12 protein-coding genes are annotated in these 9,712 nt (G+C 67.3%); 6 read left to right on the top strand and 6 right to left on the bottom strand.

Going from position 1 to position 9,712, the window contains the following annotated elements; all coding sequences use genetic code 11:
- Positions 1–178: 178 nt before the first annotated feature.
- Positions 179–967, bottom strand: a complete 789-nt coding sequence (locus KBX00_RS06295; RefSeq protein WP_210824151.1) for a hypothetical protein — start codon at positions 965–967, stop codon at positions 179–181.
- 255 nt (positions 968–1,222) lie between these two features.
- Here KBX00_RS06295 and KBX00_RS06290 point away from each other — a divergent pair, with 255 nt between their 5' ends.
- The 5 genes from KBX00_RS06290 (at position 1,223) to KBX00_RS06270 (ending at position 5,679) form a co-directional block, all read left to right on the top strand.
- Complete coding sequence (locus KBX00_RS06290) at positions 1,223–1,807, top strand: transglutaminase family protein (protein WP_210824150.1); 585 nt, start codon at positions 1,223–1,225, stop codon at positions 1,805–1,807.
- Positions 1,808–2,073: 266 nt separating this feature from the next.
- On the top strand, positions 2,074–2,490 hold the full coding sequence (locus KBX00_RS06285; protein WP_210824148.1) for an ASCH domain-containing protein: 417 nt from the start codon (positions 2,074–2,076) through the stop codon (positions 2,488–2,490).
- Positions 2,491–2,777: 287 nt separating this feature from the next.
- The gene (locus tag KBX00_RS06280; protein WP_210824146.1) at positions 2,778–3,818 is read left to right on the top strand and encodes a DUF418 domain-containing protein; all 1,041 of its coding nucleotides are present in this window, start codon (positions 2,778–2,780) and stop codon (positions 3,816–3,818) included.
- Positions 3,819–3,853: 35 nt separating this feature from the next.
- A complete protein-coding gene (locus KBX00_RS06275; RefSeq protein WP_210824144.1) occupies positions 3,854–5,026 on the top strand; it encodes a sensor histidine kinase in 1,173 nt (390 codons plus the stop codon).
- The gene (locus KBX00_RS06270) at positions 5,023–5,679 is read left to right on the top strand and encodes a response regulator transcription factor (RefSeq protein WP_210824142.1); all 657 of its coding nucleotides are present in this window, start codon (positions 5,023–5,025) and stop codon (positions 5,677–5,679) included. Before KBX00_RS06275 ends, KBX00_RS06270 begins: the two co-directional genes overlap by 4 nt.
- 149 nt (positions 5,680–5,828) lie before the next feature.
- Here the strand turns inward: KBX00_RS06270 and KBX00_RS06265 are convergent, their stop codons facing one another.
- Together KBX00_RS06265 and KBX00_RS06260 are read right to left on the bottom strand one after the other, a co-directional pair.
- Positions 5,829–6,575: an MBL fold metallo-hydrolase gene (locus KBX00_RS06265; RefSeq protein WP_210824140.1), complete on the bottom strand. Its 747-nt coding sequence runs from the start codon at positions 6,573–6,575 to the stop codon at positions 5,829–5,831.
- Positions 6,576–6,860: 285 nt separating this feature from the next.
- A complete protein-coding gene (locus tag KBX00_RS06260) occupies positions 6,861–7,229 on the bottom strand; it encodes a hypothetical protein (protein ID WP_210824138.1) in 369 nt (122 codons plus the stop codon).
- Between the two features lie 462 nt (positions 7,230–7,691).
- Here KBX00_RS06260 and KBX00_RS06255 point away from each other — a divergent pair, with 462 nt between their 5' ends.
- A complete protein-coding gene (locus KBX00_RS06255; RefSeq protein ID WP_210824136.1) occupies positions 7,692–8,087 on the top strand; it encodes a VOC family protein in 396 nt (131 codons plus the stop codon).
- Between the two features lie 236 nt (positions 8,088–8,323).
- Here KBX00_RS06255 and KBX00_RS06250 read toward each other — a convergent pair whose 3' ends face one another.
- From KBX00_RS06250 to KBX00_RS06240, 3 genes are all read right to left on the bottom strand, one after another.
- Entirely contained in the window at positions 8,324–8,836 is a 513-nt protein-coding gene (locus tag KBX00_RS06250) for a YetF domain-containing protein (RefSeq protein WP_307868159.1), read from the bottom strand.
- Positions 8,837–8,954: 118 nt separating this feature from the next.
- A complete protein-coding gene (locus KBX00_RS06245; protein ID WP_210824132.1) occupies positions 8,955–9,281 on the bottom strand; it encodes a DUF2231 domain-containing protein in 327 nt (108 codons plus the stop codon).
- Positions 9,282–9,393: 112 nt separating this feature from the next.
- Positions 9,394–9,693, bottom strand: a complete 300-nt coding sequence (locus KBX00_RS06240) for a UPF0158 family protein (RefSeq protein ID WP_210824131.1) — start codon at positions 9,691–9,693, stop codon at positions 9,394–9,396.
- Positions 9,694–9,712: the final 19 nt, after the last annotated feature.

The raw sequence follows: 9,712 nt of genomic DNA, 5'->3' as shown, positions 1-9,712 counted from the left end.
AGATCGGAGAGCGGACCCACCAAGGAATTATCGCCACCGGGATAGCCCAACACCGGCCGGTAGCCGCGCGATAGGCCGGACACGCAACGTACGCCCGCGCTACCCGCCCGACACTCCGGTCGCGGCATGACAGTGTGGCTGATCTTGGCGGCTGCGACCGATGCTGATATTCCTGGACTTACCGGTGGTCGCCGCGGACGAAGGGTCCGACGGTGCTGTGTCGGGTGAGGGCGGTTGGCGGTGTCCCGGGGGCCAGGATCCATTCGTCGGCGAATGTGGCGATGGTCAGGTCGCCGGTGTCGAAGCGCAACACGAGGCCACTGCTGTCCAAGCCTTGATGGTCGAGGATCACAGCACCGTCGGTGAGTCGGGCGCCGATGAACCGGGACAGCACGTCGGGGTGTTGGGCGGGGCTTACCTCGGCTTGCCCGTGCGGCCCCATGTCGTAGGAGCCGTACGGATCTTCTACGGCCAGTAGGAACTGGTCACCGCGGCCGTGTACGCGGATCGGGAGTGCGTGGTCGAAGAACAGCCATGCGTGTAGCAGGCTCTCGGCGTCCGGTCCGCGCTGTCCCGCGTGCCAGTGACGGGCCTCGGTCACCTGGTCCAACCGTCGACCGACCATGTCCGTCAACCACGCGGTGACCATCCGCGGATCGCTGAATCCCACGTACCACCGCTGATCCTTGGCTGACAGGCTCTGCCACACCGCACGAGCTGTGGCCTCATACACATCGCCGACGCCGGTGTCGACCTCGGTCACGACCACCTCGGTCACGGTCACCGCCACCGTCGCCGGCTGGCTCCCCAGTGCCCACCAAGCGCCCAGCTCGGCCTCGTGCCGGAACTCGTCACCGACCACTGCCGCGACGTTCACCTCGGCCTGACCGGCGGCAGCGACCTCGACGGTGACGTGGGCGAATCGGACGGACCGGCTGGTCTGCCGCATGAGCCGGAACGACGCCATGATCCTGATCGTTCCACCCGATCGCACACGGCGACCACCACCAGGTGCCTCTATCCCGCAGCCCGGGTCGCACCTATTGCGGCTAAATCAGTGCGCCTTGCCCTGGCCCTGGCCGTGGCCGTGGCCGTGGCCGTGGCCGGGAATGAGGGTGACAGGCGAAGCGTGGCTGCGGTGGAATAGCGCACTTACCGTACGCGACGGGTCATGGCGCGATGGAGCAGCCTCGATCCGGCAAGCGGCGGGGAAGGGACCGCTATGCAACTGGTCGCGGGGGAACCGATGGAGTACCTGGGCGGTGACATGGTCGTCGAGGTGGACCATCCGGCAGTGCGGGCATTAGGGGGTGAACTACGCGCGGCGCATCCGGACGATGTCGACTTCATGCGGGCCGCCTTCACATGGGTTCGTGACCGGATCCGGCACTCCGTGGACGCCCAGGATCCGCGGATCACCGTCACCGCAGGCGAGGTGCTCAGCGCCGGCGTCGGCCTCTGCTATGCCAGGTCGCACCTGCTGGTGGCCGTGGCCCGGGCCGGTGGCGTTCCGGCCGGGTTGTGCTGCCAACAGCTGACCGACGGGGAAAAGCCCTTCCTGCACGGCCTCGTTGCCATATACCTCGCGGGCCGCTGGCATCGCCAAGACCCGCGCGGCAACCGCACCGGCATCGACGCCCAATTCCGGCTCGGGCGTGAACAACTGGCCTACCCGATCAGCAACGGATTCCCCGGTCTAGATCTTCCTGAAGTGCACGTGCGCCCCTCGCCCAACGTGATCGCAGCCTTGCGCGGTGCTCGAGACGCTCTAGCACTGTGCCGCGCCGGCTTACCCACTACACCCTGAGCCGGGACAGCGGATGCCGGCAATGAGAACTCGCGGCAACACACTCTTCTCGGCCACGACCGTGCGTCCGGTCGCCCGAGCCGGACGCGAGGGACTGCGCGGCGAGCGATTCGCGGCATGAGCGTGTAGCGCCGGAGATCGAGTGTGTCGTGGCCAGCCATGTCACGACGGCTGGCCACGGGGAGTCGATCCGCGACGTCAACACTGCTCGTAAGGACCGCACAATCGGCTCGCAGACGGCGATCATCTCTCGTTAGTCTCCTCCAGTGACCGCAGATCTACCCACGTTCGAGTTCGCCTTCCCTGGTCCGCTGCGCGACAAGCTGGTCGCTGCAGTCCTCGAGGGGACCAAGACCACCACGACCGGCCTGCTCCAAGACTACGAAATCGAAGGCGAACCACTACCCGCCGTGGGTGCCCGAGCGGCGGTGGTCGATTCTGTTGGTCGCCGGGTGGCGGTGATCGAACTGACCGAGGTGCGTGTCAGCCGCCTCGGCGACGTGGACCTCGACCACGCCCGGGACGAGGGCGAGGGGCACGACTCGGTCGCCGCCTGGCGAGCTGGCCACGAGGAGTACTGGCACGGAATGGACTACCGAGGGTGGCTGGGCAATCCGGGCTTCACTGTGAACGACGACACGCCAGCCGTGCTGGAGCGGTTCCGGCTCGTCGCGACGCTTTGACCGCTCCACGACCGCACGACAACATCGCTGCTGGGGTAGCCCGCACACGCGAATCCACTGAACGTTTGACTCCAACAGGGAGGCACTCATCTCGGCACGTCCGGACGGATCCCGGGCCAGCTCGGCAGGACGCTACGTAGCGGGCGGCTCACGGCAAATCCGTGCAGCCGAGTTGCGGCATCCCGATCTTGGGCGGCGGGTGGGAATAGCCAGAAGTACGACGGCTCGGGTGCCGGCGTGAACTTGTGGCCGAGGAGTGGGGGCGGTCGCTCGGCCAGGCTTTGGGCATGTCGTGGGATGGTTTGGGAGACGTCGACGGGCCTCGGCCCGCCGCGAACCAGGCGCAGAAGCGCATCGTCGCGCTCGATGTGCTTCGGGGCTTCGCCCTGTGCGGCATCCTGTTGGCGAACGTGAAACCGATCGCCCACCGCGGCGGTGAACTCGGCACTGGGCACGTACCGGAGACGACCGCGGCGACGGTGCTGCATCTGCTGGTCGACCAGCGGTTCTTCCCGATTTTCTCGTTCCTGTTCGGCGTCGGCTTTTCGCTGTTGCTGGAGTCGGCGCAGGCGCGGGCCCGGCAACCGCGAGTGGTGCTGTTGCGCCGGCTGCTGGCGCTGCTGACCGTGGGCCTGTTCCACTTTCTGGTGCTGTGGGAGGGTGACATCCTCACCGTCTACGCGACGCTCGGCCTGCTGGTCCTGCTACCCACCACGTGGGTGCCGCGCCGTGTGGTGGCGATCGCGGCCGGAGTGCTCATCGTGCTGTCGGTGACTCTGCTCGGCGGCTGGTACTCGGTGGTTCCCGGTCTGTTCCTGCTCGGTTCGGCACTGACTCGGTACGGGGTGGTCTCGAAAATCAACCTGAGTTCGCGTCCCACTGCGCTGCTGGGGTTGATCTTTGCCCTTGTCGCCGTGCCCACGACGGTGATCCAGCTGCGCGCCGGGGCGTTGAACCCGGACAGCACGTCATTCAGGATCGCCTATCCGGCAGCCGGGCTGCTGACCGCCGGCGCCTACGTGTGCGGGATATTGCTGCTGCTCAGGACGCGATTGGCCGGGCCGATGACCGCCGTGTTCCGGCCTTTGGGGCGGATGGCGCTGACGAACTATCTGACTGCGACGGTGCTGGTGCTGGCGATCTCCGTGGTGGTTGGTGACTCGGACCGCTGGCCGGTCGGCGGGATGGTCGCGGTCGCCGCGGCGGTCCTCCTAATGCAGTGGATGTGGTCGGTACTCTGGCTCCGCCGGTGCCACCAGGGCCCGGTCGAGTGGCTGTGGCGCTGGGTGACGTGGTGGCAGAGGCCACCGCTGCGACGGTGGCGATGACCAGGCGCCGCCCTGGATCGAGCATGCGAGGCCTCATGATTTCTGCCGGCAGGCGCACCGGCCTCCGTCGGGCGGGCGTGCCGGGCAGGCTGGTCGAGGCCGCGTTCGGGGTGCTGCTCGCCGCCGGTCTCGCCCTTGAGGTGGTGGTGGTGCTGAGCCGCCGCCCGGCCTGGCCGGTGGGCGCAGGGCTGGTGCTGATCACCGCGGCGGTGTGCGCGGCGGCGCTGCTGCGACGGCGGTTCCCCGCTCGGGCGGGGGCTGCCGCGATCGTCTTGTGCGCGGCCGCCGAGTTGATCGACTGGCAGACCGAGCGGCAGGGGCAGCCCGCACCGATCGCCTGCCTGGCGCTGCTGGTGGTGGTCGCCTCCGCGGTGCGCTTCCTGCCCAGTCCGGCCGGTGCCGTCGCGGTGGTCGCCGGTTCCGGGGTGGTCGCCGTCGGCACCATCGAGCGGTACGCGACCTACCTGGCCCAGGGCATCCCGAACGCGCGGACGGCCACGCTGATCATGGTGGTTGGCTGGGCGGTCGCGGTCATGGTGGGCCTGTGGCGGCGGCTCGGCGACGCGCGGCGGCGGGCGATGATCGACGGGGTACGGCGTACCGAGCGCCTGGCCCTGGCCCGCGACCTGCACGATGTCGCGGCTCACCACCTGACCGGCCTGATCATCCAGGCCCAGGTCGCGCAGCTCGTCACCGATGCCGACCCGCCCGCGCTCCGGGCGGCCCTGACCGAGATTGAGACGGCTGGTACTCAAGCGCTCACCTCGCTGCGGCAGGTGGTGCGGCTACTTCGGGACGACGAGCCGTCGGTCGCACCGGTGCCGGATTCGCTGGCCGATCTGGTAGATCGCTTCGGCGGCACCGGCATCCGCGCGCGGCTCGACCTGCCCGACGGTCCCGTGCCGACAGACTGGCCACCGGAGGCCACCATCGGCATCTACCGGATCGTGCAGGAGGCCCTGACCAACGTGGCCCAGCACGCTCGCGACGCCCGTACCGTCAGCGTGACGCTGGCCCACGATGAGCGGACCGTCCGACTGCGCATTGCCGACGACGGACAGCCCGGCCTTTCCGCCCGCCCGGACGGCCACGGCCTGGTCGGGATGCGCGAGCGGGCGGCCGCCCTCGGCGGTGAGCTGAGCGCCGGTCCGGGCACGCCCACCGGCTGGACCGTTGAGGCCACCATCCCCGCACCAGGAGTGTCATGACCATCCGGGTGCTCGTCGCCGAGGACCAGGCGATCGTCCGCCAAGGGCTTCGGCTGCTGTTGGAGAGCCAGTCGGACATCACGGTGGTCGGAGAGGCCGCCGACGGCCCGGAGGCGATCAGCCTCGCCCGGGAACTTCGCCCGGACGTCTGCCTGGTGGACATCCAGATGCCGCGGTTGGATGGCCTCGACGTGACCCGCGCACTCGCCGGTTCGGCCGTGCGCGACCCACTGCGGGTCGTGATCATCACGACCTTCGACTTGGACGAGTACGTGTACAGCGCACTCCGGGCGGGGGCGGTCGGGTTCATCCTCAAGGACTCGGGACCGGCTCTGCTAGCCGAGGCGGTGCGGGCCGCGCACGCCGGAGACGCGATGGTGGCGCCATCGATCACGATGCGGCTGCTGAAACAGTTCGGGCCGATCGCGCCGTGGTCACCGCGCCGGCCTGCCCCATCGCTGACCGACCGCGAGATCGAACTGATCAAGTGCCTCGCCCGGGGGCGCACAAACCAGGAGATCGCGCAAGAGCTGTTCATCTCGCTGAGCACCGTGAAGACCCATGTGGCCAACATTCAGGACAAGCTGCAGCTACGAAACCGCACCGAGATCGCCGCCTGGGCCTGGGAAAACCGGCTAGTAACGGAGACTTGACCGGCATGGGGGAAGCCGCAGCACGCCACTCCGCCTGCCTCCTCCAACCGCACGGGTCCCAATCTCGCAGGCGGCCCGCCGAAGGCCGCCCGGTGCGACCGGGCGATGACACCATCTGCTTCCGCGGCGAGAAGAGGGTCGATCGAGGATCAGGTTGGGCCGAGTGGGACAACGAGGTCTTCATCGGCGATGAGTACTTCGCCGCCGAAGGCCGACCGGGCCGCGGCCGCCGAGGCAGCCCGATCGTTGCCTGGCCAGAAGTGGGTGAGCAGCAGTCTGCGCGCGCCGGCCTGGGTGGCCCAGTGTCCTGCTTCCTCGGAAGTAAGAAGGTTGCGGTGGGGCTGTTGCGGCTCGCCTTTCCGGTCGGTGGCGTCAACGATGTACAGGTCGCTGTTCCGACCAAGTTCCGCCAGAAGCGGGTCTGGCCCGGTGTCGCCGGTGTAGGCGAGCGCGACCTGGTTGTTCTGCAGACGGACACCGACGTTGGGCACATAGTGGGGAAGCGGGACGCCGCTAAGCTCGAACGGACCGACGCGATACATCCCGGGCAGCTCGTGCACGTCGAACACGGTACGCAGGTCGGCTTCGGGTTCCAGACCGCTGAGGCGAGTCAACACACCTGGCGTGCAGTACAGCGGCAGCCTGGAGCCGTCCCCTTCACCGTAGAGGCGTATCCGGAACAGTCCGTGCAGGTCGATGCAGTGGTCGGGGTGTTCGTGAGTGATGACGACGGCGTCCACATCGACGTCGGGGCAGTGAGCCAACAGCCGCGGCAGGGCGGCGTAGCCGAGGTCAAGCACGAGGCGGAAGCCGTCCCATTCCACCAGGAAACCGCTGCAGGCCCTACCCGGCTCCGGGTAGGCGCCACAGCTTCCGAGCACCGTAACTCGTCGCATCAGCACAGCATGGCGCCCCGCAACGACATGATCGTCTTGACACGCTCATCGGCACAACCAGCCCCAGCGACCCCACCGCAGTACCGTCCGCGACGAGCGCTCCGCGGCAGATCAGGATGGGCCGTCGGCGGCCCTGCGGCGATGGCGGCCTGCTTGTTGGGAAGGAATCTCAATAATCGATACATGGGCCGTGCGGAGCACATCGCAGCCCTCCTCTACGCGGCCGAGTCGGCCCGCGAGGCTGGCTATTGACTGCCGAGTGCAGTCAGGGCGAGAACCGCAGGCTCAACGACGAACGCCGGCGCCGATACCGAGCTTGTCCGTATTGCTCTTCAGTAAGCGTCCGTCCTTCGTGGGCAAGGCTGGGTGATCATTGCGTGCTTGGAGGATCGCAGGTATCGCTCGAAGCATTCGACCAGCACCAGAGAAGATCCCTGCTACAGCAACACCCAAACTTGCGAGGGTCCCCGCAAGCAGTGGTCCGCCACCACTTTTCTCGATGAGAGCCGGCAGTCCTGTATGCACAGCCAGGGCTAGCGGCACGGCGACGAGACCAAGCATGACCAGAAGCAGTACTCCGAGAATGAACAGACGTCGGCCGGTTCTGTCGAAGCAGTCGACCGAACGACTGACGTGATCTTCGTCTCTTCCCATAGGAGGATGGTCGCGGCTACCTGTTGGTAACAGAAACCCTCGCGCTGGCAATTCTTTAGCAGAAACTTTGTGAAGTTCTACAGTCACGAGTCGGTGTGGCCGTCCGGCTAGGGGTGAAGATTTCGGCTACGTCCGGGAAGTTGACGATCAGCATCGCCGTCACCCACGGCGACGATGTACCGGTTCGCGGCCTACCTCGGCCCGACGCACGGTTATCGGCTACGAACGCGCCTGTCGCCGTCGTCCGTCCGTCACGCACTGTAACGCCCGAGCGGCGGCAGGTCCGGTCGCCTTTGTGTGCGGCCCCGCGACGATCAGGTCCATCACCCTGGCTCGCGGAACCCTACCCGCGTGTGCGGTGCGGCGCTCGCCGGTCTCTCGTAGCGTGAACCACGCCAGCGGGACAGCCGTATGAACGTGCGCTCGCGGCGCGTACAGCGTTGGCCTTGCGATAATCCAGTGGTGACCTCCTACGTTTCCCACACCACCGTGGACTGCGCCGACGCCTTTGCCTTGTCTCGTTGGTGGCAAGTCGTTCTCGACTACAGCGAGGACCCGGACGATCCAAACGAGCCCGGCCAAGAGGAATGCATGATCTACTCCCGTGACGGGCGGCACCGCCTGCTCTTCATCGAGGTGGCGGACATAAAGCAGGTCAAGAACAGGATCCATCTCGACTTGCGTCCCGTCGACGGCACCCGCGACGCGGAACTGGCGCGGCTGACCGAGCTCGGCGCGGCCGTCGTAACCGACCGTCGCAATGCCGACGGAACGGGATGGGTTGTCCTTGCCGATCCGGAAGGCAACGAGTTCTGCATTCTTCGGAGCGACGCCGAGATCGCGGGCGGGCGTCCATGACGGCGTCCGGCTCGCCATACAGACGGTCGTTACGTCCGCTTACCGGCGTCCGGCCGGCATCCGGGCCAGCTCGACATGACGCTACGTAGCACGCGGTCCCCAAGACCCACTAACAGGTACACGCCTTCACCGCCGCACTACCTCCGCGGAGAGGTCTCTTCGTGCTCTTGATCACGCTGGCGGTCATCGTGTCCGCAACCGTCCGCCAGTTCGCCACGGGCTGGGTGCGAACGGCGTCAGCCGACGTCCGGTCGCGAGGGCTTGTGGGTGTTGCGGGAAATGACGCTGAAGTTGGCTTCGGACTCGATTCGTACCTCCTTGACGTCGTCCAGACGCTCGATGCCCTGCCGGCGGAGCTGGCTGTACAGCTCATCCTCGGTGATCAGCTCACGACGCATGTTCCGGCGCAGCATGCGGCCGTCTCGCACCAGCACCAGGGACTTGGGATTGATGATCCGCGCGGCGGCGGGCCAGCGGTAGGCGATCGCGTCGAGGAGGTACGCCCAGCCGATGATCACCGACACCAGCAGTACCCCGTCGGCGATCGACGTGTAGTCGTCGGCCATCGCGTTCTGCGCGGCGTCGGCGATCAGCACGATGACCAGCAGATCCGTGACGCCGGTGCTGCCGCTCTCCCGCTTGTGCAGGACGCGCAGGAGGAAGAAGATCGACAGGTAGATCACACTGCCCCGCAGGGCGATCTCCCACAGCGGCGTGTCAGGAACGAACAGCTTCCACAAGTCCTTCACCTGCCCACCACCCGCGCTCTCCGCCGCCATACCACGTCATCGGGTGGGCATTCAGCCGCGCCTGGCCTGCTGCCTGCCCGTGGTTCTGGATGGTGGTGGACCCGCCGCCCTGCGGGAGTCAGACATGTTTGTGGGTCAGTGAACTCGGCGCGTTCACGTTGGCACCGTCGTCCACGCCAACCCCCAGCCGCTCGACCATCTCGTCAGCAAGCCATCCGGTGACGCCGGCCAGAGCGACGCCGGCGAAGCTGAGCATCAAGGTCAGCCCATCGGGATGCCGGTTGTCGGCGCGGGCGCGCAGCAGCCCGCTGATCACACGCAAGTCCAGGAAACCGAACAGCGCCGCGACGAGCCCACCAATGATTCCCGCCGCGATCATGTACCCGGCTGCCACGGAAAACCCCGATCGGCCGGTGATCAGGTACAGGCTGTCGAAGATCACCACGCCGAATACTCGCAGTAACGCCCACGTGTATGCAGCGGGCGAGCGACGGCAAGCACCAGCGGCAGGCGCATGCGTTCGTCGTCGTCGGGGACGTTGCGGCGCAGGCGCCAGCTCAGGGAAGGTCGGGATTCGGGTGTCCAACCATGACACGCTCGCCCGTTTCGTGGTCGATCAGCGAGTTGTCGACCAGCCATTTCACCGCCCGCCGCCGTGAGCGCACGTCGCGGAAGGCGTGCCACGCCGGCAGCAGGTGCGGGTACTCCTCGTGTAACTCGTTCTTGAACCGGCGGAAGGCACCCCGGCCCTGGATCGCTCGCGCGAGTCTGTGGCCAACCGCCGCGTCACTGATCCTCTCCGCGAAGTCGGCCATGTCCTGGTACCACACGGAGGACGGCAGCGGGTCGATGCCCACCAGGTCGAGGTCGTCAAGG

The organism is Micromonospora sp. C95, assembly GCF_018070465.1.
Taxonomy (GTDB): Bacteria; Actinomycetota; Actinomycetes; order Mycobacteriales; family Micromonosporaceae; genus Micromonospora.
Note: the sequence above shows the minus strand (reverse complement) of the source record. Positions and strands in the feature narration are given on the sequence as shown.

Excerpts from the sequence above, each read along its gene's own strand:
- KBX00_RS06295 (WP_210824151.1), bottom strand. The coding sequence starts at position 967 with ATGGCGTCGTTCCGGCTCATGCGGCAGACCAGCCGGTCCGTCCGATTC.
- KBX00_RS06290 (WP_210824150.1), top strand. The coding sequence starts at position 1,223 with ATGCAACTGGTCGCGGGGGAACCGATGGAGTACCTGGGCGGTGACATG.
- KBX00_RS06280 (WP_210824146.1), top strand. The coding sequence starts at position 2,778 with ATGTCGTGGGATGGTTTGGGAGACGTCGACGGGCCTCGGCCCGCCGCG.
- KBX00_RS06275 (WP_210824144.1), top strand. The coding sequence starts at position 3,854 with ATGATTTCTGCCGGCAGGCGCACCGGCCTCCGTCGGGCGGGCGTGCCG.
- KBX00_RS06270 (WP_210824142.1), top strand. The coding sequence starts at position 5,023 with ATGACCATCCGGGTGCTCGTCGCCGAGGACCAGGCGATCGTCCGCCAA.
- KBX00_RS06265 (WP_210824140.1), bottom strand. The coding sequence starts at position 6,575 with ATGCGACGAGTTACGGTGCTCGGAAGCTGTGGCGCCTACCCGGAGCCG.
- KBX00_RS06260 (WP_210824138.1), bottom strand. The coding sequence starts at position 7,229 with ATGGGAAGAGACGAAGATCACGTCAGTCGTTCGGTCGACTGCTTCGAC.